Origin of the sequence: Glycomyces sambucus (genome assembly GCF_900102815.1) — a bacterium.
Lineage (GTDB): Bacteria > Actinomycetota > Actinomycetes > Mycobacteriales > Micromonosporaceae > Glycomyces > Glycomyces sambucus.
The window spans coordinates 828214-851545 of record NZ_FNGF01000002.1; the positions used below are offsets into that span (position 1 = coordinate 828214).

Consider the following 23332-nt stretch of genomic DNA (forward strand, 5'->3'; position numbering starts at 1 on the left):
CGCGGGACCCCGCCTCAGATATTCACGGGTCTCACTTCCATCCCTCCTGCACCGCTGGTGTGTTAGCGCGAACAATCGGGTGGCCGAACCCCTTGACTCGATATCGACGTCTATCTATAGTTCCATATATCTTATTTTCGGGACTGGCATCGAAAGTTTCGAAATCCTCGTAGCGCTGACCATTTGACCGCATCCGCGGGGTTGTGAACGATAACCAGCGCGACCCCGCCCCGACCGAGAGCACGCACATGACACGGATCCGAGCGAAGACGCTCCTCGCGGCCGTCGCAATCGCGACCGCCGCGGCCTTGACCACCACCACCTCCGGCTACAGCGCCGACGCCCAGACGGACGACGAGGTCGCCGCCGCCGCGCTCCCCACGACGTACCAGTGGGAGTCGACCGGGCCCCTCATCGGCCCCAAGCCGAACAGCGGCCACAACGTCGTCTCCGTCAAGGACCCCACCGTGGTCCAGGACGCGAGCGGCAAGTGGCACGTCTTCATGACCACCGCCAACACCGCCGGGGCGTGGAGCCTGGCGTACACCAGCTTCACCGACTGGAGCCAGGCCGGCTCCGCGCCGCACACGTTCCTGGACACGAACCCGAACATCGGCACCCGGTACGCCGCCGCTCCGCACGTGTTCTACTTCGCGCCGCAGAACCTGTGGTACCTCGTCTACCAGACCGGGCTGCCGTCGTACTCGACCACGTCGAACATCAACGACCCCATGAGCTGGTCGGCGCCGCGCAACTTCCAGAGCTCGATGCCGCAGATCGTGCGGGACAACATCGGCAACGGCCACTGGCTCGACTACTGGGTGATCTGCGACGCGACCAACTGCTACCTGTTCTCGGCCGACGACAACGGCCACGTCTACCGCGCCGAGACCACCGTCGCGAACTTCCCGAACGGGTTCACGAACACGCAGATCGTCCTGCAGGACACCAAGAACAACCTGTTCGAGGGCGGCGCGGTCTACAACATCGACGGCACCGGCGACTACCTGCTGCTGTGGGAGTCCATCGGCTCCAACGGCGCCCGGTACTACCGGACCTACACCGCCGACACGCTCCGCAGCACCTGGCAGCCGCAGGCGACGAGCCAGTCCGCGCCGTTCGCCGGGGCGTCGAACGTGACGTTCCCCAGTGGACGCTGGACGACCGACATCAGCCACGGCGAACTGCTCCGGTCGGGCCGCGACCAGACCATGACCATCGACACCGACGACCTCCGCATGCTCTACCAGGGGCGCGACCCGAACTCCGGCGGCGACTACTCGCAGCTGCCGTACCGGCTCGCCCTGCTCACCCTCGAAGGAGGCACCTCGTGCTGACCCCGCCGAACCCCCCGTCCCCCGAACCCGTCCAGGAGCACGCCATGACCGCGACCGCACCCGACCTGTCCGTCCTCTCCCGCTGGGCGCGCGGTCTCGCGGCCCTCGCGATCGCGGCCCTGGTGGCCACGGCCGCACTCGTCTCGTTCCAGGCCGACCGGGCCGACGCGCAGCCGCCGAACACCAGCGACTGGTACACGGTCGTCTCGCGCCACTCCGGGCTCGCCATGGACATCCAGGGCGCCTCCACCGCGACCGGCGCGATCCTCACCCAGTACACCAACGTCCAGGGCACGAACCAGCAGTTCCGGTTCATCGACTCGGGCAACGGCTACTACCGCATCCAGGTGCGGCACACGGGCCAGGTGCTCGACGTCTGGAACTTCTCCACCGCCGACGGCGCCACGATCGCCCAGTACACGAACCTGAACGGCACCAACCAGCAGTGGCAGGTGAACCGCAACTCCGCCGGCTACTACTCGTTCATCAACCGCAACTCCGGCAAGGCGATCGACGTCTACAACTGGTCGACCGCCACCGGCGCCCCGCTGCGCCAGTGGACCTCCACGGGTGCGAACAACCAGCAGTTCTCGCTGGTCCCGGTGGGCTCGACCTGCGGCGCCGACACGGTCCTGGCCGACATCCAGGCCGCCTCGGCCGACTGACCCTCCCCCAGGGGCGGCCGGCCCGCCCGGCCGCCCCACCCCTCGGACTCCGAAACGGCCCTCACCTGATGAAGGAGCACCACATGAACCTGTCCGACCTGGTCGCCAGCCGCCGCAGGCTCCTGCTCGGCGGCGCGGGGGTCCTCGCCGGCGCCGCCGCCGCGACCGCGCTCGTCCCGTTCACCGGGGCCGAGGCGCAGCAGACGACGTACGCGAACCCGGTGGTGTGGCAGGACTTCGCCGACGTCGAGGTCATCCGCGTCGGCGCCGACTTCTACCTGACCGCCTCCACGATGCACTACTCCCCCGGCGCGCCCGTGCTCCACTCGCGGGACCTCGTCAACTGGGAGTTCATCGGGCACTCCGTGCCCTCGCTCGACTTCGGCTCGAAGTACGACATGAGCGGCGGCCGCGGGTACGTGCGGGGCATCTGGGCCTCCACGATCGCCTACCGCCCGAGTGAGAGCCGGTTCTACTGGCTGGGCCAGATCGACTTCGCACGGTCCTACATGTACACCGCCCAGAACCCGGCCGGGCCGTGGACGCGGCACGCCGAGCTCACCCGGGCGTACTACGACGCCGGGATGCTCGTGGACACCGACGGCACCATGTACGTCGCCTACGGCAACACGCAGATCTCGGTCGCCCAGCTCTCCGCGGACGGGAGGAGCGAGGTCCGCAACCAGCAGGTGTTCTCGACCCCGTCGGGCATCGGGACCCTCGAAGGCGCGCGCTTCTACAAGATCAACGGCGCGTACTACATCTTCCTGACCCGCCCGGCCAACGGGCAGTACATCCTCAAATCGAGTTCGCCTTGGGGGCCTTACGAACTGCGGCAGGTGCTGCTGGACATGCCGGGGCCGATCTCCGGCGGCGGCGTCCCGCACCAGGGCGGGCTCGTCTCCACGCCCGGCGGCGCCTGGTACTACATGGCCTTCGTCGACGCCTACCCCGGCGGGCGGATGCCCGCCCTCGCCCCGATCACCTGGACCGGCGACGGCTGGCCGCAGGTCGCCACCGTCAACGGCGCCTGGGGCGCCACGTACCCGTTCCCGAACCTGACGCCGGCTCCGGTGCCGTCCCTCATCGGGACGGACACGTTCACCGCCGCCGCGCTCGCCGCCAAGTGGGAGTGGAACCACAACCCCGACAACACGAAGTGGACCACCGGGAACGGGCTCACGCTCCGGACCGCCACGGTCACCGGCGACCTCTACTCGGCCCGCAACACGCTCACGCACCGCATCCAGGGCCCGTCCTCGACCGCGACGGTCGAACTCGACCTCGCCGCGATGCGCGACGGCGACCGCACCGGCCTGGCGATGCTCCGCGACGCCTCGGCGTGGATCGGCGTCAAGCGCGACGCCGGCGCGCTGCGGGTCGTCATGGTCGACGGGCTCACGATGGACTCGAGCTGGAACACCACCGGCACGGGCACCGAGCGGGCGTCCGCGGAGCTGTGCACCGACCGGATCTGGCTGCGCGCCAGCGCCGACATCCGGCCCGGCTCGGGCCGCCAGGCGACCTTCTCCTACAGCACCGACGGCACCTCGTTCCTGCGCCTCGGGCCCGCGTTCACGCTCAACAGCGCCTGGCAGTTCTTCATGGGCTACCGGTTCGCGGTCTTCAACCACGCCACGAGCGCCCTCGGCGGCGCCGTCACCGTCGACCGGTTCACCGTCGCCACCCCCTAGACCCTCACCACGATTCCGCCGCCCTCCACCGCAGAAGGAGCAGTCATGACCGACCGTCCACCGAACCGGGGCATGCGCCGCCGCATCGCCTCCGCCGTCGCGGCGCTCACGTTCACCAGTCCCGCGCAGGCCGCCACCACGCTCGGCGCCTCCGCCGCCGAGAGCGGCCGCTACTTCGGCGCCGCCGTCGCGGGCAACCGCCTGAGCGAGTCCGCGTACGCGAACACGCTCGCGGCCGAGTTCAACAGCGTCGTGGCCGAGAACGCCATGAAGTGGGACGCCACCGAGCCCAACCCGGGCCAGTTCAACTTCTCCGGCGGCGACCAGATCGTGAACTGGGCGCAGGCCCGCGGCATGAAGGTCCGCGGGCACACGCTCGTCTGGCACGCCCAGCAGCCGAGCTGGGCGCAGGGGCTGACGGGCAACAACCTGCGCAACGCCATGAACAACCACATCACCGGGGTCGCGAACCACTACGAGGGCGACGTCTTCGCGTGGGACGTGGTCAACGAGGCGTTCGAGTGGGACGGCTCGCGCCGCCAGTCGAACCTCCAGATCCAGCTCGGCAACGGCTGGATCGAGGAGGCGTTCCGCACCGCCGACGCCGCCGACCCGAGCGCCCGGCTCTGCTACAACGACTACGGCACCGACGGGATCAACGCCAAGAGCACCGCGATCTACAACATGGTGCGCGACTTCCGCAGCCGCGGCGTCCCCATCGACTGCGTCGGCTTCCAGTCGCACCTGAGCGCGGGCGACAACCTGTCGTCGTACCAGGCGAACCTCCAGCGCTTCGCCGACCTCGGCGTGGACGTGGAGATCACCGAACTCGACGTCGGCGGCTCGGGCTCGGGCCAGGCGGCGACCTTCAAGACGGTCACGGACTCGTGCATGGCGGTCTCCCGGTGCACCGGCATCACGGTCTGGGGCGTCACGGACAAGTACTCCTGGCGCAACGACGACCCCCTGCTGTTCGACGACAACTACCAGAAGAAGCAGGCGTACACGGCGGTCCTCAACTCCCTCAACGAAGGAGGCGGCACCTGCTGAAGCCCGCAGCGGCGCCCCGCACCAGCCCGGTGCGGGGCGCCGCTCGGCGTCTTCCTAGTGGGCGCTGGCCGCTACGGGTGCGGGGGCGAGGAGGCCCGAGCGCCACAGGACCGCCGTGGCGACGGCCGCGGGCGCGGCGAGGCCGAAGACCGGGACCAGGCCGGGCAGGAGGTAGTAGGCGCACAGCAGGACCCCGACGCCCGCGCCCGCAAGGACGGCGGTGAGCGGGCGCGCGGCCGTCAGGACGAGGGCGCGGCGCAGGAGCGCCCCGGCGCCCTCCGCGAAGTGGGCCTGCAAGGGCCACACCAGGACCGTGACGACCCCGAGGAGCACCCCGGCGACGGTGAGGCCCCCGGCGAGGACCGGCCCGAGGCCGCCGAGGTCCAGGTGCTCCACCACTCGGCGGTCGAGAACGAGGACCGCCCAGCACAGCGCGAGGAGGAGCCCGAGCCGGTTGGCGGGGGCGAACTCGCGCTTCCAGTGCGCGCCGAACGCGGCCCGGAGCCCGGCGAGCGCGGGCGGCTCGTCGGGACGGGCGATCGCGTGGCGGGCGTCCTCGCGCAGGACCGCGTGGAGCGCGGCGGTGGCGGGGAAGGCGCCGAGCACGACGGCGCCGCGGAGCGTCCAGGCGAGCCAGAGCAGGTGCAGGCACAGCAGGCGCAGGCCGAGCCGCCCGAGGCGCTGGTACCAGTCCAGGAACGTCGCCCTCATCCCTTCACCGCCCCGATCATGACGCCCTTCTCGAAGTAGCGCTGGAGGAACGGGTACAGGACGATCACCGGGAGCGTGGAGACGACGATGACGCCGTACTTGATCTGGTCGGCGTACTGCTGCGCGTACGAGCCGGCCCCGGCGCCGCCCGCCCCGCCCGCGCCGCCGGAGAACGCCTGGTTGGAGATGAGGATGTCGCGCAGGACGATCTGGAGCGGCTGGAGGCTGTAGTCGCGCACGAAGACCAGGCCGGTGAAGAAGTCGTTCCAGTGCTGCACCAGGTAGTACAGGCCGATGACCGACAGGATCGGCATCGACAGCGGGAGGGCGATCCTGGCGAAGAACTGGAAGTAGTTCGCGCCGTCGATCGAGGCGGCCTCGTGCAGCTCCTCGGGCAGCGAGTGCTCGAAGAAGGACCTGGCGATGATGAGGTTGAAGACGTTCACGGCCGAGGGCAGGATGAACACGAGCCAGTTGTCGAGCAGGTTGAGGTCGCGCAGCAGCAGGTACATGGGGATGAGCCCGCCGCTGAAGAACATGGTGAACGCGAAGAAGAACATGAGGACGCGCCGCGGCCGGAACTCGCGGCGCGAGAGCGTGAACGCGGCCGGCATGGTCACCAGGAGGTTGAGCGCGGTCCCGGCGAGGGCGTAGACCAGCGTGTTCCGGTAGCCGTTCCAGATGCGCTCGTCGGCGAGGATCTGCTCGTACCCGAACCAGGAGATCTCGCGCGGGACGATCCAGACGCGCCCGGTGGCGACCATGGCGGGGTCGCTAACGGAGGCGATGACGACGAAGTAGATCGGGTACAGGGCCAGGAGCAGCACCAGCACGCTGCACGCCGCCAGGAGGGCCTTGAACGCGAGGTCGCCGGGGGTGTCGCGGCGCAGGGCCGCCAAGGGTCGCCGCATCGTGCTCACCACAGGCTCGTATTCGAGACGCGCTTGGCGATCTGGTTGGCGACCACCAGGAACGCGAAGTTGATGAGGGTGTTGAACAGCCCGATCGCGGTGGCGTAGCTGAACTGGTTGGACAGGATGCCGATCTTGTAGACGTAGGTCGCGATCACTTCGGAGACTCCGAGGTTGAGGGGGTTCTGCATGAGGAAGATCTTCTCGAAGCCCGTGTTGAGCACGTTCCCCATGTTCAGGACCAGCAGCACGATCATGGTGGGCACCAGGGCCGGGACGTCGACGTGGCGGATGATGCTGAACCTCCCGGCGCCATCGATCTTCGCGGCCTCATAGAGCTGCGGGTCCACACCGGCAAGTGCCGCGAGGTAGATGATGCTGTTCCAGCCGGCGTGCTGCCACACGTCGGAGACGACGTAGACGGGCACGAACGCGTCGGCGCTGCCGAAGAAGTTGGCGCCGTCGACCCCGAACAGGCCCACCACGCGGGTGATGAGGCCCGAGGTCGGGGACAGGAACACCTGGAGCATGCCGACGATGACCACGATCGAGATGAAGTGCGGCAGGTAGGTGGCGGTCTGGAGGAACTTCTTGCGGCGGCGTCCGAGGACCTGGTTGACCATGAGCGCCAGCGCGATCGGGGCGACGAAGCCCGCGACGAGGGTGCTGGTGCTGATCACCACGGTGTTGCGCAGGAGGGTCCAGAACTGGGGGCTGTCGAAGAACTGCTGGAAGTACTTGAGGCCGACCCAGTCGCCGCCGGTGATCCCGGCGGCGAAGTCGAACTCGCGGAACGCCAGCTGGAGGCCGTACATGGGCACGTAGGCGAAGACCGCGACGAACGCGATCGCCGGGGCGACCATCGCCCACAGCTGCCAGTACCTGCGCACGTGCCTCCGGAGGCGGCGGCCCGGGCCGGACCCGGCCCGCCGGGGGGCGGCGCCCCCGGCGGGCCGGACTGCGGTCGCGGAGGTCATCGGTTCGCCAGGTACTCGTCGTAGTAGCGCTGGTGGATCTCGACGGCCTCGGTCAGGCCGAGCCCGTCGAGCTGGGAGACGTAGTCGTCCCATTCGGACTCGACGCCGCCCTCGGTGATCCAGGTGGCCCACCGCTGCATGGCCTGGCCGAGGATGTCGGTGTGCAGCAGGGAGAGCCGGCTGGAGTCCTCGGCGCTCATCTTGATGAGCTCGCCGGGCCAGATGTCGGTGGCGGGGTCGATGTTGGCGAGGGCGCCGGTGAGCGGGGCCTCGTCCTCGACGGCCTCCTGGATGTCGACGGGGAGGGTGACCTCGATGTCGTCGCGGATCCAGCCGGGGCTGTTGTCGGCGAGGGTGGTGGTCCACTTCCAGGAGGAGGAGTCGAGGGTCGCGTCGGCGGGCGGGAGCACGTTGTAGGCGCCGCTCCCGAGCTCCTCGATGTTCTGCCCGAACTCGCCCCACAGGGCCTGGAGGGAGAGGTCCTGGTCGTAGAACGCGTCGACGACCTTGAGCGCGGCGTCCTTCTTGGTGCTCTGGGCGGACATGGTGATGGTGTTGACGCCGTAGTTGAGGGAGTAGGAGTCGTACGTCCAGGCCAGGTCGGCCCCGGTGACGGAGGCGTTCGCCGCGAGCGGTGCGATGGGGGCGTACTGGTCGGCGAGCTGGGGGCCGAAGCGGTCGGAGGCGGTCCAGCCCCACGAGAAGCCGACCTTCGCGGTGTCGCCGTCGCCGCGGCCCACGGACTGGTAGGCCGAGTAGTCCTGGGTCATGACGTCCTGCGAGACGAGGCCGTCGGCGTACAGGTCGTGCAGGAAGGACACCGTCTCCATGTAGCGGGGGTCGGTGAGGAAGTTGCCGACCTTCCCGTCCTCGACGAAGTACCCGGAGCCGCCGCCGTTGGTGGTGGGGAGGCCGAGGCTGCCGAGGAGCACGGTGGGCTGGAAGTACCCGAAGCCGGTCTCGCCGGCCGGGGACCAGTCGACGGGGATCTCGTCGTCGGGGTCGCCGTTGCCGTTGGCGTCCTCGGTCTTGAAGGCGAGGAGGACGTCGTGCAGCTCGTCCCAGGTGGTCGGCTGGGCGAGGCCGAGGTTGTCGAGCCAGGTCTGGTTGATGTACTGGCGGGTCGCGGTCTGGGGCCAGAAGCGGCGGTAGGAGGGGACGGAGAAGACCTCGCCGTCGGGGCGGGTGGCCATGAGCTCGGTCTCGGGGACGGCGTCGAACATGGCCCGCACGTTGGGGAGCGCGTCCATGTCGTCGCTCAGGTCCTCGAAGAGGCCGGTGAAGGTGACCATGTCGGCGTCGGTGACGGCGTTGGTGCCGACGATGAGGTCCGGGATGTCGCCGGCGGCGAGCATCGTGGACTTCTTCTGGTCCCAGTCGGCCGAGACCTCCTCCCACTCGATGGGGACGCCGGCGGCGTCTTCGAGCTGGTCGACCCAGGCCATGTCGGCCATGGGCCCGGTGAGGGGGTGCTTGACGACGAGGATGTGGAGCGAGTCGTCGTCCTCGCCGCCGCCGCCGCAGGCGCTCAGTACGAGCGCCGCGGAGGCGAGTCCGGCGAGGGCGGCGGTCCCTCTGCGGGTGGTGGTGTTGAGCAAGACTCCTCCTTGAGTCCGGGGATCGGGCGGGGGTGGTGTCACACGGCGGGCAGCCACACGCGCATCGCGTCGCCGCCCCGGTTGCCCCACTGGGCGAACGGGACGGCCGTGACCGTCACCGGGCGGGCCGCGCCGGCCTCCCGCGGGGGCCCGTAGAGGCCGGGTGCGGAGGGGCGGACGGCGGCGGGGAAGGTGAGCGACGGGAGTCCGTCGCCGGCGTGTTCGGCGAGCGGCGCGCCGGCCTCGACCAGCACGTCGTCGAGCGGGACGTCGTCGGGCAGGTCGACCTGCTCGACGCAGTAGACGACCGGGCCGCGCTCGATCGCGGCGCTGCCGCGGAGGGCGTCGGCGCGGTGGTGGGCGCGGGTCCAGCGGGGGGCGAGGTCGAGGTCGAGGACGGTCTCACCGGTGAGGCGCAGCCGCAGGTAGCCGTCCTCGTCGGGCGCGGCGGCTTCGCCGTCGACCTGTGCCCCGGGGGCCCAGCCGGGGACGCGGAGCGCGAGGTCGAGGCCGTCGGAGCCGTTGAGGCGCAGGCGGATCCGGCCGTCGGCGGGGTAAGCGGTGTCGATGCGGAGGGTGCCGCCGCCGAGGCGGTCGGGCACGTCGATCTCGGCGTCGGCGTACAGGTGCACGGCGAGCGCGTCGTCGGCGACGGTGGCCACGTAGGCGCCGAGCTGGGCGATGAGGCGGGCCAGGTTCGGAGGGCAGCACGCGCACGAGTACCAGGACTGGCGCTCGCGGGGGGCGTGGCCCTCGGAGAGGCGGTCGGGGCGCAGGTGCAGGGGGCTGGCGTAGAAGAAGCGGGTGCCGGTCGCGTCGACGGCCGCGGCGAGGGCGTTGTGGAGCTCGCGCTCGACGGCCTCGGCGTAGCCGGCCGCGGAGCGGTCGCCCGCGAGGAGCATCCGCCAGTTGAAGTGGACGTCGGCGATGGAGGCGCAGGTCTCGGCGTAGGCGCGGTCGGAGGGGAGTTCGTAGTCGTCGCCGAACGCCTCGCCCTGGTGGCGGGCGCCGAACGCGCCGGTGAGGTACATCTTGCGCTCGTGGACGCTGTCCCACTGGGCGTGCATGGCGTCGATGAGGGCGCGCTCGCCGGTCTCGAGGTAGACGTCGGCGGCGCCGGCGTCGAGGTAGAGCTGGCGGACGGCGTGCCCGACGGCGCTGCGCGCCTCGCGGACCAGGGCGTGGTCCTGGAAGTACTCGGCGCCGAGGTGGCCGGTCTTGAGCAGGCCGCGGCCGCGCAGGTCGATCATCTTGGCGGCCAGGTCGAGGTAGCGGCGCTCGCCGGTGTGGCGGTAGAGCTCCACGAGGGCGGTCTCGATCTCGGGGTGGCCGCAGATGCCGTCCTTCTGACCGGGGCCGAACTCGCGGTCGACCAGGTCGGCGAAGGCGCGGGCGATGACGAGGAGGTCGCCGCGGCCGGCGCGGTCGAGGGCGACGGCGGCCTGGATCAGGTGGCCGAGCGCGTACATCTCGTGCGCCGCTTCGAGGTCGGCGAAGTGCTCCTTGCCCTCGGCCTGGATCCAGGTGACGACGTAGCCGGTGTCGTCCTGGACGCGGCCGATGAGGCCCACGGCCTCGTCGAGCCAGTCGTCCCACGCGGTGGTGCCGGTGCGGGCGATCTCCCAGGCGGCGGCCTCGATGGTCTTGTACACGTCGGTGTCGGCGACGAAGCCGGGGTTCGCCGCGTCGGACTCGCCGAGCACGCGCCGGTAGTAGTCCAGGGCGGGGCGGAGGTTCGCGATGCAGTGGGCGATGGTGGCCGCCGCATTGCGCTCCTGCATCGCGCCGAGCGGTCCGGCCGGGTGCAGGCGCACCGAGCGGAGGTCCAGCGGCCGGTGCCGGGCCGCGGGCCCGCCGGGGGCGGCGGGCGTGCGGATCTGGCCGGGCGCGGTGGCCGCTGCCTGGGGATTGGTCACTGGTTCTCCTTGGTGGTGTCACGAGGTCCACCAAAATATAGGCAGGCACTTCAGCGTTGTCAATAGAAAGACATGCACGGATGTGAACGTGAACCATCGCGACGCGGAGCGCGTCAGGGAATCGAAGTGCTTGGATCCGCGGCGGTCGCGGTCAGCGCGGCACGCCCGACGAGGCCCGCGGGATCAGGTGCGCGCCGGTGCGGTGCACCCGCGGCGGACCGGCCTCGCCGCCCAGTCGCTCGACCATCATCCGCACCGCCGCGTCGACCATCGCCTCGTGCTCGGGGCTCACGGTCGTCAAGGGCGGCACCGTGAACTCGGCCTCGTCGGTGTCGTCGAACCCGGTCAGCGCCACATCGTCGGGCACCCGCACGCCCCCGGCCCGCAGCGCCCGCAGCGCGCCCACGGCCACCGAGTCGTTGATGCACAGGACCGCGTCGAACCGGGCGCCCGAGGCGAGCAGGCCGGTCATGGCCTCGAAGCCCGGCGCGCGCCAGTCCCAGTCCGAGCCGGCGACCATGAGCGCCGGGTCCGGCTCCAGGCCGTGCTCGGCGAGCGCCTCCTCGAAGCCCTCGAAGCGGCGCCCGTCCGGGCGCCCGCTCGAGGTCGCGTTCCACACCAGGGCGAGCCGCCGCCGGCCGGTGTCCAGCAGGTGGCGGGTGACGGCGCTGAAGCCCTCGCGCTCGCCCATGACGACGGTGTCGAGCAGCCCGGTGGGCAGGCTGCCGAACTGGACCACGGGGCGGTCGGGCGCCCGGTCCCCCAGCAGCCCGGCGTTGACGTGGTGCGGGCAGACGATGACCCCGTCGGCGTCCGCGGTGGTCCCGCCGAACACCGCCTCCCGCTCGGCGGCGGCGTCCGGCGCGATGCGCAGCGTGCTCGTGAGGCCCTGGGCCGCGAGCGCGAGGATCAGCCGCTCGGCGTTCTCGGCGTAGTAGGGCTGGTGGAGGTTCGGGACGATCACGGCGATGCGGCCGCTGCCGCCGCCGGCCAGCGCGCGGCCCGCGCGGTTGACGCGGTAGCCGACGGCCGCGACCGCCTGCCACACCCGCTCCTGGGTGGCCGGCGAGGCGAGGGGACGGCCGCGGAGGACGTTCGAGACGGTCTTGGGCGACACCTTCGCCACGGCGGCGACGTCGTCGAGGGTGGGCCGCTTCATCGCGCACCCGCCGCGGAGGTGGACTCGCGCTGGACGAGGGTGACCGGGACGGCCACCGCCGCGGGTGCGCGGTCGCTGCCCGCGAGGCGGGCGGCGGTGAGGTCGACGGCGTTGCGCGCCAAGGAGACCGTGTCGGGGTCGATGGTGCTCAGCGAGGGGGTGCTGAAGCGGCCCTCGTCGAGGTCGCCGTAGCCGATGACGGCGACGCGGCTGGGGACGCCGACGCCCGCGGCGTGGAGGCCCGCGAGCGCTCCCAGGGCGATCTCGTCGGTGCCGCAGATGAGCGCGTCGACGCCCGGGTGCTCCACGAGGGCGCGCTGCGCGGCCCGGAACCCGGCGGCGCGGCCGACCTCGCCGCGACCGGGGTCGACGCGGGCGGTCCCGCGGTCCTCCTCGCGCTCGGCGAGCGGGCCGGGGCCGATCCGGACCGCGCGGTGGCGTCCCATCACGCGCATGTGGCTGAGCGCGAGCCTGGCGCCCTGGTCGAGGTCGGCGTACACGACGTCGGTGCCGTCGGCGGGGGCGGCCGGGGTCCAGCGGGTGACGTTGAGGCGGACCACGGGGCCGTCGTGGGCGGCGACGACCTCGGGGGGCAGGCCGTGGGCGTCCACGGCGAGCAGGGCGTCGAAGGCGAGGCCGCGCTGGGCGGCGACCGCGGCGAGGCGGGCGGGGTCGTCGAGGGTGGGCTCCACCGCGGCGTGGAGGCCGTGGCGGTCGAGCTCCATGACGAGGCGTTCGACGACGTCGGCGAGGAGGGGGCGGCGGAGTTCGGCGACGGCGATGCCGATGACGCCGGTGCGGCCGGTGCGCAGGGTCCGGGCGGAGGCGTTGGGGGTCCATCCGAGGTCGGCGATGGCCGCCCGCACCTGGGCCCGGGTCTCGGGGCGGATGTGCGGCTCCTCGTTCACGACGCGGGACACGGTCTTCACCGACACGCCCGCGCGCTCCGCCACCTCCCGCATCGTCACACGCATGGGCATCAGATTAGCCGGAGCCGCGCCGCCGCCGCCCGCCCGCCGGAATACGCAGGGCGAGCGCGCGGCGACCCGCAGCGGCGGTACGTCCGCTCGCTGACATGCGAATACGTCGCTGCACGGACGACGTTTCACGCGGCGGCCGAGAGAGTGGAGCCGTCGGCACGAGCCGGCCCTTCGAAAGGCGGATCCCATGCCCGAGTCAGCACTCCTCCAGCCGCGCCGGACGCGAGCGGTCACGCCCTTGCTGGGGGCGATCGCGTTCCTGGTCCTCTACCTGGCCGTGGACGTCGCGGTCGGCGCCGTCGGCACCGGCACGATGCCCCTGCCCGGCGCTCCCGCGGGCGAGGTCTACGACTACCTGCGCGCCAACACGACCGGGTCGATCCTGACCGGCGTGCTCCAGGGGCTGTCGGTCCTCGGTCTCGCGGTCGTGGTCGCCGGCCCGGCCGCCAAGGTCGGCGGTGCGGACGGCCGCCGCCGCGCGGCGGTCGCGGCGGGCGCCCTCGCGGTGGTCGCGATGCTGGTCTCCGCGGGCCTGTCGATCGCGATGGGCCTCGTCGCGGAGTCCTCCTCGGTGGACACGGTGACGGCACTGCGCAACGCGGGCTTCTACACCGGGGGCGTGACCCATGTGGTCGCGCTCGGCGTGTTCGTCTGGCTCGCCACCAGGGGCGCGGCGTGGACGCGCCCAGTCCGGGTGATGGGCTGGGTCGCGGCCGTCCCGGCGGTGCTCTCGGTCCTGTCGCTGCTGTGGTTCTACGCGTCGCCGTTCCTGCCCGTGGGGCGCCTGCTGTGCATGGTGTCTCTCGTCGTGGTCGGGATCAGCCTCGCCCGCGGTGCGTCCCCGCGCGCCCGTTAACCGGTCGCGAACACTTCGGGCCCGTCGACCGCTTCGCGCGGCGGCGGGCCTTCGGCGTGCCCGGCCGCTGGTCAGGGCCTGTCTACGGAGGACCGCGGGCGAGATCTCGGCAACAGCGGCATGGCGGCGGCACCGGGTTCGCGTACATTTGCTCCGACGCTGTACACGACATGAACAGAAGCGCGCTAGAGGATTCTCGGGCGCAAGGGAGTCGCGCCCGCAGGGCCTGGTTCACCGTCACGGCATTGCCGTCTCGCATCGCCTTCTCGTTCGACCTTCCCCGCCCGGACGGCGGGCCGGTCGGGCTGGGCACGGGACGGATGCAGATCGCTGGTGACGCGGACAAGGAACCCACGATGCACGACCGCTCCGATTCCCCGGACGCGTACGACCGCCTGCTCCCCCTCTTCGGCGAACTCGCCGGGCTGCCCCACGACGACCCCGAGCGCGCCCGCTGCCGCGAGCGCCTGTTCACCGGGCATCTGCCGGTGGCCGAGTACATCGCGCAGCAGTACACGACGCGCGATGTCGCCGTCGAGAAGCTGCTGGAGGTGGCCTCGGCGGCGCTCGACCGCGCGATCGACCGGTTCGACCCGGCCGGGGGCGGCGACTTCCTCGCGTTCGCCGTTCCGGCGATCACCGGCGAGGTCCGGCGCTACAGCCGCGACAACGCCTGGCCCAAGCGCACCCCGCGGTCCCAGGAGCTGCGCGCCGCCGTGCGCGCGGCGGCCCTTGAGCTCGAACCGGAGCTCGGACGCCCGGCCACCGCGGCCGAGCTCGCCGCGCACCTGGACATCTCCGAGGCCGAAGCGGCCCTGGGGATGACCGACCCGCAGGAGGGGCCGCACTAGCCGCGGCGGGGGCGGCCGCTTCAAGGCGGAAGACCAGCGGGACGGCGGCAGGACGCGCCGCTCCCGCTGCCCCGCCCGCGGCGCCCTTTCGCGGCGCGAATGCGAGACTGCGTTGCGGCGCAACGGATTCCGGGTTCAAGCGTGCGGACCGCGCGGCTCACAGTGACTGAGGTGGCCGAGGATTCGTCTGCACGATTGCGGGTAGATTCTCCTGTCGACGGCGGTATCTGCGACGGGAGCGGCGATGGGGAGCATGCGCGAGGAGTTCAGGGCACTACCGGTGTTCGCGGGGCTGCGGCAGGCGGTGTTTGAGGAGAGCGGCCTGCCGGAGAACCCGGTGCCGCGGATCGGGGAGTGGATCCTCGCGGCGGCGGACGCGGGGCAGGCCGAGGCGCACGCGATGAGCATCAGCACGGTCAGCGCCGAGGGCGTCCCGTCCAGCCGCGTGCTCCTCGTCAAGGACCTCGACGAGCACCGGCTGTTCTTCGCGACGCCCTCCGACAGCCGCAAGGGCTTCGAGATCGCCGCGAATCCGAATGTGGCCCTGCACTTCTACTGGCCCGCCGTGGGCCGCCAGATCCGGATCGTCGGCACCGCCGCGGACCAGGGCCGCGAGGCGTCCGAGCGGGACTTCGCCGAACGCGGCCGCGACTCGCGCCTCTCGGCGCACCTGCACCGGCCCGAAGCCCTCGCGGGGCACGCGTCCGCGGTGGACGAGTTCGCGCGCCTGAAGGACCGGTACCCGGACGAGGTGCCGTGCCCGCCGACGTGGACCCTGTACGCCGTCACCCCGACCGAGGTCGAGTTCTGGGAGGCCAGCGCCGACCGGGTCCACCACCGCCTCGCCTACCGCAAGGACGCGACCGGCTTCTGGAGCCACGAACTGCTGTGGCCCTAGCGGACCGGTCTCGCCCGCAGGGCAGTTGACCGCCCTTCGCCGTGAGCCGGTGGCGAGGGGCCGGCCGCGAGTCGGCGCGACCCGCGGCCGGACTCGGCCTACGCGGCCGGGGGCAGGACGCCGCCGGCCTTGCCGCGGACGGCCGCGGCCACGAGTTCCTTGACGCGCGCGGCGGGGACCGGGGCGGCCGGGGTCGCCGTGAGCCATCCGAACGCCTGCTCCCGGTCGAGCCCGTCGGGGATCGGGCCCGGGGAGTAGGGCTGCACGTAGACCGGGGTGCCCGGCTCGAACCTCCAGCTCTCGGCGAGGGTCCCGGTGTCGACGGCGTCGAAGCCGAGGCGGTCGAGGAGGTCGGCGGCCTCGGCGTTCGTGTCGGCGTCGTCGCCCGCGATCGGGAGGGCGCTGCGCTCGGGCGAGCCGGAGGGCCTCGCCAGGTTCGCGAGGCTGAAGAACGCGAGGTTGTTGAACGCCTTGACCACTCGGGAGTCGGCGAGGTGGCGCTGCACGAGTTCGCTGGTGGTGGACTCGTCGGTGTCGAGGGAGGCGATGCGGCCGTCGCGCTCGGGGTAGTAGTTGAGCGTGTCGAGGACGGTCCTGCCCGCCAGCGCCTTCGCGGGGAGCGCGGCGTACGCGTTGAGCGGGACGGTGACCACGACCAGGTCGCCGGCGAGGGCGGCGTCCTCGGCGGTGGCGGCGCGGGCGCGGGGGCCGAGTTCGGCGACGAGGTCGGCGAGGGTCTCGGGGCCGCGCGAGTTCGCGATGACGACGTCGAGTCCGGCGGCGGTGGCGAGGCGGGCGAGGGTGCCGCCGATCATGCCGGCGCCGATGATGCCGAGTGTGCTGGTCACGATGGAGCCCTTCGGTAAGTGATAGTCGAATATCATTTCTTTCGAGGGCGACCGTAGCACAAGTGCGAGTCGACTACCACTTGATAGCATGGGGGCATGACCGCCGAAGCCGAACGGACGCTGCGCGCCGACGCCGCGCACAACGCCGGGCGCCTGCTCGCGGCCGCGCGGGAGGTCTTCGCCGAGCTCGGTCCCGACGCCCCGCTCAAGGCGGTCGCCGAGCGCGCCGGGGTGGGGGCCATGACCCTGTACCGGCGCTTCCCGAACAAGGAGGCCCTGGTCCGCGCCGCGCTGGAGCGGAGCATCACCGATCAGCTCGCCCCCGTCGCCGAACGGGCCCTCGCCGCCGGCGACCCCGGGCGGGGCCTGGTCGCGCTCATGGAGGCGACCCTGGAGCTGGTCGACCGCGAGCGGAACCTCCTCGCGGCCGCGACGAACTCGGGGGTCCTCACCGCCGACGTGACGGCCCCGGTCCTCGCCCCGATCGCCCGGCTCACCCAACGCGCGCAGGCGGCCGGAACGCTCCGCGGCGACGTGACCGCTGACGACATGGCCCGGATCATGGGGATGCTCTTGAACGTCCTGTGGGGCACCGAGCCCGGCACCGGCGCCTGGCGCCGCTACCTCGCCCTGCTCCTCGACGCCCTCCGCCCCGACCGCGCAGGCGACCTCCCGCCCCTCGCCGCCCCCTGCGACCACTCCCCCGCCGCGGACTGCCTCCCCGGCTGAACCCCCGGGCAGCAGGACGCGTCGCGGGAGTCGGCGGCGGTTCGTTCAGAACCCGTCGTGGTCGTGCTGGAGGTAGGCGAGGACGGCGAGGACTCGGCGGTGGCCGTCGGTGTCCGGGGGCAGGTCGAGTTTGCTGAGGATGTTGTTGACGTGCTTGGCGATCGCGGCGTCGGTGACGCGGAGGCCGCGGGCGATGGTGGAGTTGGAGCGGCCTTCGGCGATGAGGGCGAGGACGTCGCGCTCCCTCGGGGTCAGGCGTTCGAGCGGGGCCCGCATGCGGCGGAACTCGAGGAACCTGCGGACCACGTCGGGGTCGACGACCGTGCCGCCCGCGGCGACCCGGTCGAGGGCGGCGAGGAATTCGGGGATGTCGCCGACCTTGTCCTTGAGGAGGTAGCCGACGCCGCCGCCGAGGGAGACCAGTTCGGCGGCGTAGGTGTGCTCGACGTACTGGGACAGCACGAGGATCGGCAGGCCCGGCAGGTCGCGGCGGAGGCGGAGGGCGGCGTGCAGGCCCTCGTCGCGGAAGTCGGGCGGCATGCGGATGTCGGTGATGACGGCGTCGGGCGCTTCGGCCGCGACGGCGGCCAGGAGCCCGTCGGCGTCGGCGACGGCCCGCACCCGGTGGCCCGCGTTGGTGAGGATCAGGGAGAGCCCTTCGCGCAGCAGGGCGGCGTCCTCGGCGATCACCAGTCGCACGGCAGCTCCGCCCGCAGCAGGGTCGGCCCGCCCGCGGGGCTGTCGAACTCGATGCGGCCGTGGAGGACCGACACCCGGTCGGCCAGGCCGAGGAGGCCGGTGCCGCGGGCGGGGTCGGCGCCTCCGGTGCCGTCGTCGCCGATCTCCAGGAGGAGCGATGGACCCTGGCGGTGGCAGCGGATCCAGGCGCGCGTGGCGCCGCTGTGCTTGGCCGCGTTGGTGAGTGCTTCGGCGGTGATGAACCAGGCGGCGGCCTCGACCGGTTCGGGAGGGCGGTCCGGGAGGTGGATCGCCACGTCGACCGGGACGGGGCAGCGGTCGGCCAGTTCGGCCACCGCCGGGGCCAGGCCGCGGTTGGTGAGGACCTGCGGGTGGATGCCGTGCACCAGTTCGCGCAGTTCGCTCAGCGCCGTGCGGGCCTGGCGGTACGCCTCGTCCACGGCAATGCGAGCGGGTTCGGGCGCCTCGGCGAGTTCGAGGCGGGCCACGCCGAGCGAGAGGATGAGCCCGGTGAGCCGCTGCTGGGCACCGTCGTGCAGGTCGCGTTCGATACGGAGGCGCTGGGCGTCCATGGCGTCCATGATCCGCTCCCGCGACAGCGACAGCTCCCGCACCCGCCGGTCGGCCCCGGCCTCCCCGCCGAGCAGGACGAACCGGGTGAGCCGCACTCGCCACAGGGCGTACGCGGTGACCAGGTACAACGCGAAGGGCAGGAGCGCCAAGCCGAGTGCTGTTGCGAGGAACGCCTCAGGATGGGCCGCCGGGATGAGTCCGAAGAGGCGGTCGGGCTGGAATTCGGGGAGCGCGACGGTCAGCAGCGGAAAGCCGAGCAGGTAGAGGACGCACGGCACGAGCAGGCCCACGAGGGCGTCCGCCCAGGCCAGGGCCAGTGCGAAGCACAGCGCGTAGCCCAGTTCCCGCCAGGTCGCGCGTTCGCGGAACCGGGTGCCCGCCCATCCCCACGGCCCCGGCCGGACCGGCGGCGCGTGCGGCGAGGGAGCTGGCGCGGGGTCGACCCAGCGCAGGCGCCGCCGTTCGACGGCGGCCAGCGGGACGCCGCCGAGCAGGAGCACCAGGCCGAGCGCCGGGACGAGGAGGAGCGCGAGCGTCGCCACCGTCCACATGAGCGCGACCAGCCAGCCGGTCAGGAGGAAGCCCAGCGCGCGCCACGGCAGCGGCGAGGCGAGGAACCGCAGCGGGTCACCCGCGAGCGTCCGCCGGTCCGCGGTCCCGTCGCGCGCCGCACCGGGCGGCCCAGAGGTGGTCTCCATCGTGCCTCGACCGTACGGGACCGCGCCCCCGCACGTCAGTCGCGCACGCGTTACCTCGATGGTCATGCAGGCGTTACCGAGGCCGGTCGCCCGCGCACCAGTGACGCGGCCGCCGCGGCTCGGCATCGTGGGCCGCATGCCGACACACACGAACGACCGCACCGCGCCGGCGGTGCGCCTGCAAGGCGTCCGGAAGGTCTACGGGACCGGAAGCGCCGCCGTCACCGCACTCGACGGCCTCTCGATCGCGTTCGCGCCCGCCGAGTTCACCGCGATCATGGGGCCCTCCGGCTCCGGCAAGAGCACCCTGATGCTCTGCGCCGCAGGGCTCGACGAACCCGACGCCGGACAGGTGAAGCTCGGTTCCGTGGACCTCGCCGGCCTCGGCGACCGCGAGCGCGCCCGCGTCAGGCGGGAGCGCACCGGCTTCGTCTTCCAGTCCTACAACCTCGTGCCGACCCTGCCGGTGTGGATGAACGTGGCGCTCCCGGGCCTCATGGGCGGCGGCAGGCCGGACCGCCGGGCGGTGGACGACGTGCTCGCGCGGGTCGGCATCGCCGGGACGGCCCGGCGCCTGCCCGCCCAGCTCTCCGGCGGCCAGCAGCAGCGGGTCGCCGTCGCCCGCGCGGTGCTCTCGCGGCCCGCGGTGCTGTTCGCCGACGAGCCCACCGGGGCTCTCGACACCGCCGCCCGCGACGAGGTGCTGGCCCTGCTCCGGAGCCTCGCGGCCGACCACGGCACCACGATCGTGATGGTCACCCACGATCCCGTGGTCGCCGCGGCCGCCGACCGGGTGGTGTTCCTGCGCGACGGGCGGCTCGCCGGGGACGCGGGCGCCCGGTCCGCCGCCGAACTCGGGCGCGAACTCGCGCGGCTGGGAGGCGCGGCATGATCCGGGTCGCCCTGTACGGACTGCGCGGCCACCCGGCGGCGCTCGCGGGGACGTTCGTCTCGATCGCCCTCGCGGTCCTGCTCGTGACGGTCACGCTGAGCTGCGCGATCGCCGCGCAGCGGCCTGAGCTGGCCGCCGCCGATCCCGAGCTGGCCGACCTCGCGACCGTGCTGCTCGCCAACGCCGCGGCGGTCGCGGTCCTCGCCGCCGCGTTCACGGCCGCCTCGACGCTCGCCTACTCCGCGGCGCAGCGGCAGGGCGAACTCGCGCTGCTGCGGCTCGCGGGCGCCGGCGCCGGCCGGGTCGGTGCCGTGCTCGTGCTGGAGGCGCTGCTCATCGGCGCCCTCGCGGCGTCGGTGGGCGTCGCGGTGGGGCTGCCCGCGGCGGGGGCCTTCGCGGGGGTGCTCCCCGAGGCGGGGCTGGCGCCGGTGGGCCTGGACGGCGCCCTCGCGGCCTGGCCGGCCTGGATCGCGGCCGGTGTCGGCATCGCCGCGGTCCTGCTGGGCGCCTTGCCCGTCGCGATCGGGAACGCCCGGATCCCCCCGATCACCGCGCTGCGTGAGGCGGTCGCGCCGCCGCTGCGGATGACCCCGGCGCGGTGGGTCGCCGCGGCGCTCCTCGCGGCCGGGGCGCTGGCCGAGCTGCCGCTGCTGCGCGGCGCGGAGGACGGGACGATCGCCGCGTACCTGGTCATGCTCACGATCACCTTGATCCCGCTGTTCGCCGCCTGCTCCCCCGTCGTCGCCCGCGGCCTCCTCGCACTGCTCGCCGCCGTCCACAGAGGAGGCGGGGCCGGACTGATCGCGGTCACCGCCGCGCGCACGGACCTGCGCCGGTTCACGGCCACCGCCACGCCGATCCTGGTCACCCTCGCGCTCGGCGCGGGCATCCTCTCGGGAAGCGGAACAGTGTCCGCGACCCTCTACAGTGGTGCGCCGGCCGACTCCGCAGACGCGGTCGCCGTGTTCACCGTCGTCGGGCTGACCCTCGCGTACACCGCGATCTCGATCGCCGTCGTCTTCGCGATGTCGACCGCGCGGCGCCGCCGCGAGCTCACCGCGCTCCGGCTCGCGGGGGCCTCCCGGGCGCGCGCCCTGGGGATCGTCGCCCTCGACGTGGCGCTCGTGCTCGCCGTGGCGACCGTCCAAGCGGCGGTGATCACCGCGCTGGTGGTCCTCGCCGCGGCCTGGAGCCTGGTTGGTCATGCCGTCGTGGTCGACGTGCCGCTCGGCACCGTGCTGCTCGTCCTCGGCTGCTGCGCGCTTCTCGCGGCCGCCGCGGCGCTGCTCAGCGCGAGGGGCGCCCTGGCCGACCCGATGCCGGTCGGCGCCGCGGACTGAGGCGCCGAGCGGTCGAGCCGTCCTCCGCACAACGGCCGGGCGGCCCGGTGCGAACGGTCAGACCTGCCTCGCCCGCTCGGAGGTTTTCCGCGGCGGGCGAGGCATCGCACGGTGCGAGTTTGCGGGGAATCGCGTATTGCATTGTGGATTCGCCGAGGCCGCGAATCCGTCACCGGCGTGCAATCGGTCGATATTCACGAATACCTCCGAGTCAACTCCGGCGGCTACGATCCGGTCATCCTTCCCGCCCCGGCCTTACGGAAATCTGCGATGATCGAACACTTCACGCACGGCTACACCACATTGCTGGTGGCGTTCGCCGTCTCCATGACCGGTTCGGCCCTCGGTCTCCTCCTCGCCAAGCACGCCCGCCGCCACGACCGGCCGGGCCAGCGCGTGCGCTGGCTCATCCTGGCCGCGTTCGCGATCGGCGGCACCGGCATCTGGGTCATGCACTTCGTGGCCATGCTCGGCTTCACCGTCCGCGACGCCGTGCTGCGCTACGACCCCGGGACGACCGCGCTCAGCGCGCTCATCGCCGTCGCCGTGGTCGCCTGCGGCCTCTTCGTGATCGGCCTCGGCCGCTACACGCGGGTCAAGCTCGCGATCGCCGGGCTGCTCACCGGCCTCGGGGTCGCCGCGATGCACTACACGGGCATGGCGGCATTGAGCGCCGACGTCGAGTTCGAGTACGGATTGGGCTACGTGATCGCCTCGGTGGTCATCGCGATCGCCGCGGCGACGACGGCCCTGTGGCTCTCGTGGCGCCTCGAACGGGCCTCCTCGATGTGGCTCGCCGCCGCCGTGATGGCGGTGGCCGTGAACCTCATGCACTACACCGCGATGCTCGGCGTCTCGGCCGGCGGCGCGGCCGCGGACGACCCGCACGGCGCCGCCGCGGGCGACCTGGTCTTCCCCATGGCGACCCTCACCGCGGTGGTGCTGCTCATCCTGGTGTTCACCGTCGTCATGGTCCCGACCGACGAGGAGATCAAGGCCGACGAGCACCTGGCCTCGCTCCAGCGCCGCACGGTCGACCGGGCCGAGGGGCGGACGGCGGAACGTGAGCGGGCCGGGAACCGCGCCGGGGGCCGCGAGGTCCTGCGGGACGGTCTCCGCGACAGCCCCCGCAGCAGCCCCCGTGACAGCGGCATCACCATCGACCGCCCGGGCGACGTGCGCCGGCGGCCCGCCTCCCGGCCGGCGCCTACCGGTCGAGCAGGTGGTGAAGGTACCGCTGCGGGTCCGCGAGGAACCCGCGGGTGAGCGTGACCGGCCCGGCCCGGTCGTAGTCGACCCGCTCGATGCCGTCGGCGCCCGTCTCGTAGATGCGGGCGCCGGGGCAGGCGAGCAGGACCGGCGAGTGGGTCGCGACGATGAACTGCGCGCCCGCGGCGGCCAGCTCGGCCATCACCGTCAGCAGCGCCAGGCACCCGTGCACTGAGAGGGCCGACTCCGGCTCGTCCAGCAGGTACAGTCCGCCCGGCCCGAAGCGGTTGGTCACCAGGTCGAGGAACCCCTCGCCGTGCGAGCGGTCGTGCGGCGAGAACCCCCCGTAGGAGTCGAGCGGCCCGCCCAGCCGCTCGACCTCGGTCGCCACGTTGAAGTAGGTCTCGGCGCGCAGGAAGAACGTGTCGGCCGGGCGCGGCCCGGCCCTGCGCGTCACGACCAGGTGCTCCGCCAGCGGCGTCTCGGTCTCGCGGGTGGCGAACCGGAAGTGCCGCGACCCGCCCTCGACGTTGACGCCGAGTTCCACCGCCAGCGCCTCGACGATCGTGGACTTGCCGGTGCCGTTGTCGCCGCAGAGCATGACCACGGCCGCGTCCAGGTCGAGCCCGCCGGCGAGGGCGGCCACGGCGGGGATCGCGAAGGGCCAGCCGCGCTCGGGCAGGTCCTCGGCGTGGACCGAGCGCAGGAACGGCGCCCCGGTGTTCGCCACGGCGGGCCTCC

The 23332-nt window shown here is 72.6% G+C and carries 22 protein-coding genes; 11 read left to right on the forward strand and 11 right to left on the reverse strand.

Annotation, left to right across the window (positions count from 1 at the left end; translation table 11 throughout):
- The first annotated feature begins 248 nt into the window (after window positions 1-248).
- From BLS99_RS08990 to BLS99_RS09005, 4 genes are all read left to right on the forward strand, one after another.
- Window positions 249-1337 carry a glycoside hydrolase family 62 protein gene (locus tag BLS99_RS08990; RefSeq protein WP_091047151.1) on the forward strand — a complete coding sequence of 363 codons (1089 nt, stop codon included), beginning with the start codon at window positions 249-251 and terminating at the stop codon, window positions 1335-1337.
- A complete protein-coding gene (locus BLS99_RS08995) occupies window positions 1331-2002 on the forward strand; it encodes an RICIN domain-containing protein (protein WP_091047156.1) in 672 nt (223 codons plus the stop codon). Before BLS99_RS08990 ends, BLS99_RS08995 begins: the two co-directional genes overlap by 7 nt.
- Before the next feature lie 83 nt (window positions 2003-2085).
- On the forward strand, window positions 2086-3696 hold the full coding sequence (locus BLS99_RS09000; RefSeq protein ID WP_091047158.1) for a glycoside hydrolase family 43 protein: 1611 nt from the start codon (window positions 2086-2088) through the stop codon (window positions 3694-3696).
- Between the two features lie 45 nt (window positions 3697-3741).
- Window positions 3742-4746: an endo-1,4-beta-xylanase gene (locus tag BLS99_RS09005; protein ID WP_091047162.1), complete on the forward strand. Its 1005-nt coding sequence runs from the start codon at window positions 3742-3744 to the stop codon at window positions 4744-4746.
- Between the two features lie 54 nt (window positions 4747-4800).
- Here BLS99_RS09005 and BLS99_RS09010 read toward each other — a convergent pair whose 3' ends face one another.
- The 7 genes from BLS99_RS09010 to BLS99_RS09040 all read right to left on the reverse strand — a co-directional run bounded on the left by BLS99_RS09010 (window position 4801) and on the right by BLS99_RS09040 (window position 12992).
- Window positions 4801-5457, reverse strand: coding sequence for a YesL family protein (locus tag BLS99_RS09010; protein WP_091047165.1), 657 nt, complete (start codon window positions 5455-5457; stop codon window positions 4801-4803).
- The gene (locus BLS99_RS09015; RefSeq protein ID WP_091047854.1) at window positions 5454-6368 is read right to left on the reverse strand and encodes a carbohydrate ABC transporter permease; all 915 of its coding nucleotides are present in this window, start codon (window positions 6366-6368) and stop codon (window positions 5454-5456) included. Before BLS99_RS09015 ends, BLS99_RS09010 begins: the two co-directional genes overlap by 4 nt.
- Before the next feature lie 5 nt (window positions 6369-6373).
- The gene (locus BLS99_RS09020; protein WP_342761267.1) at window positions 6374-7231 is read right to left on the reverse strand and encodes an ABC transporter permease; all 858 of its coding nucleotides are present in this window, start codon (window positions 7229-7231) and stop codon (window positions 6374-6376) included.
- Window positions 7232-7341: 110 nt separating this feature from the next.
- Window positions 7342-8943 carry a type 2 periplasmic-binding domain-containing protein gene (locus tag BLS99_RS09025; protein ID WP_091047172.1) on the reverse strand — a complete coding sequence of 534 codons (1602 nt, stop codon included), beginning with the start codon at window positions 8941-8943 and terminating at the stop codon, window positions 7342-7344.
- A gap of 38 nt (window positions 8944-8981) precedes the next feature.
- Window positions 8982-10859, reverse strand: coding sequence for a glycoside hydrolase family 127 protein (locus tag BLS99_RS09030; RefSeq protein WP_218126365.1), 1878 nt, complete (start codon window positions 10857-10859; stop codon window positions 8982-8984).
- A gap of 151 nt (window positions 10860-11010) precedes the next feature.
- On the reverse strand, window positions 11011-12018 hold the full coding sequence (locus tag BLS99_RS09035) for a LacI family DNA-binding transcriptional regulator (protein WP_091047176.1): 1008 nt from the start codon (window positions 12016-12018) through the stop codon (window positions 11011-11013).
- A complete protein-coding gene (locus tag BLS99_RS09040) occupies window positions 12015-12992 on the reverse strand; it encodes a LacI family DNA-binding transcriptional regulator (RefSeq protein WP_218126366.1) in 978 nt (325 codons plus the stop codon). Before BLS99_RS09040 ends, BLS99_RS09035 begins: the two co-directional genes overlap by 4 nt.
- A gap of 193 nt (window positions 12993-13185) precedes the next feature.
- On the opposite strand from BLS99_RS09040, the gene BLS99_RS09045 reads away from it, so the two are divergent.
- The 3 genes from BLS99_RS09045 to BLS99_RS09055 all read left to right on the forward strand — a co-directional run bounded on the left by BLS99_RS09045 (window position 13186) and on the right by BLS99_RS09055 (window position 15603).
- The gene (locus tag BLS99_RS09045; protein ID WP_143034721.1) at window positions 13186-13854 is read left to right on the forward strand and encodes a hypothetical protein; all 669 of its coding nucleotides are present in this window, start codon (window positions 13186-13188) and stop codon (window positions 13852-13854) included.
- A gap of 356 nt (window positions 13855-14210) precedes the next feature.
- The gene (locus BLS99_RS09050; protein WP_176953265.1) at window positions 14211-14705 is read left to right on the forward strand and encodes a sigma factor; all 495 of its coding nucleotides are present in this window, start codon (window positions 14211-14213) and stop codon (window positions 14703-14705) included.
- A gap of 244 nt (window positions 14706-14949) precedes the next feature.
- A complete protein-coding gene (locus BLS99_RS09055; RefSeq protein WP_091047186.1) occupies window positions 14950-15603 on the forward strand; it encodes a pyridoxine/pyridoxamine 5'-phosphate oxidase in 654 nt (217 codons plus the stop codon).
- 98 nt (window positions 15604-15701) lie between these two features.
- Here BLS99_RS09055 and BLS99_RS09060 read toward each other — a convergent pair whose 3' ends face one another.
- The gene (locus tag BLS99_RS09060) at window positions 15702-16451 is read right to left on the reverse strand and encodes an NADPH-dependent F420 reductase (protein WP_091047189.1); all 750 of its coding nucleotides are present in this window, start codon (window positions 16449-16451) and stop codon (window positions 15702-15704) included.
- Window positions 16452-16547: 96 nt separating this feature from the next.
- Between BLS99_RS09060 and BLS99_RS09065 the strand changes: the two genes are divergently transcribed.
- Window positions 16548-17180 carry a TetR/AcrR family transcriptional regulator gene (locus BLS99_RS09065; protein WP_091047193.1) on the forward strand — a complete coding sequence of 211 codons (633 nt, stop codon included), beginning with the start codon at window positions 16548-16550 and terminating at the stop codon, window positions 17178-17180.
- 45 nt (window positions 17181-17225) lie between these two features.
- On the opposite strand, the gene BLS99_RS09070 is transcribed toward BLS99_RS09065, so the two are convergent.
- Together BLS99_RS09070 and BLS99_RS09075 are read right to left on the reverse strand one after the other, a co-directional pair.
- The gene (locus BLS99_RS09070; protein WP_091047865.1) at window positions 17226-17870 is read right to left on the reverse strand and encodes a response regulator; all 645 of its coding nucleotides are present in this window, start codon (window positions 17868-17870) and stop codon (window positions 17226-17228) included.
- Window positions 17867-19150 carry a sensor histidine kinase gene (locus BLS99_RS09075; RefSeq protein WP_091047196.1) on the reverse strand — a complete coding sequence of 428 codons (1284 nt, stop codon included), beginning with the start codon at window positions 19148-19150 and terminating at the stop codon, window positions 17867-17869. Before BLS99_RS09075 ends, BLS99_RS09070 begins: the two co-directional genes overlap by 4 nt.
- A 136-nt stretch (window positions 19151-19286) precedes the next feature.
- Here BLS99_RS09075 and BLS99_RS09080 point away from each other — a divergent pair, with 136 nt between their 5' ends.
- The 3 genes from BLS99_RS09080 to BLS99_RS09090 all read left to right on the forward strand — a co-directional run bounded on the left by BLS99_RS09080 (window position 19287) and on the right by BLS99_RS09090 (window position 22648).
- The gene (locus tag BLS99_RS09080; protein WP_091047868.1) at window positions 19287-20042 is read left to right on the forward strand and encodes an ABC transporter ATP-binding protein; all 756 of its coding nucleotides are present in this window, start codon (window positions 19287-19289) and stop codon (window positions 20040-20042) included.
- Window positions 20039-21382, forward strand: a complete 1344-nt coding sequence (locus BLS99_RS09085; RefSeq protein WP_091047200.1) for an FtsX-like permease family protein — start codon at window positions 20039-20041, stop codon at window positions 21380-21382. Before BLS99_RS09080 ends, BLS99_RS09085 begins: the two co-directional genes overlap by 4 nt.
- A 270-nt stretch (window positions 21383-21652) precedes the next feature.
- Window positions 21653-22648, forward strand: a complete 996-nt coding sequence (locus BLS99_RS09090; protein ID WP_091047204.1) for an MHYT domain-containing protein — start codon at window positions 21653-21655, stop codon at window positions 22646-22648.
- Here BLS99_RS09090 and BLS99_RS09095 read toward each other — a convergent pair.
- Window positions 22590-23321 (reverse strand): AAA family ATPase, encoded by a 732-nt coding sequence (locus BLS99_RS09095; protein WP_218126368.1) that lies wholly within the window; start codon window positions 23319-23321, stop codon window positions 22590-22592. The genes BLS99_RS09090 and BLS99_RS09095 overlap by 59 nt on opposite strands.
- Between the last annotated feature and the right edge of the window lie 11 nt (window positions 23322-23332).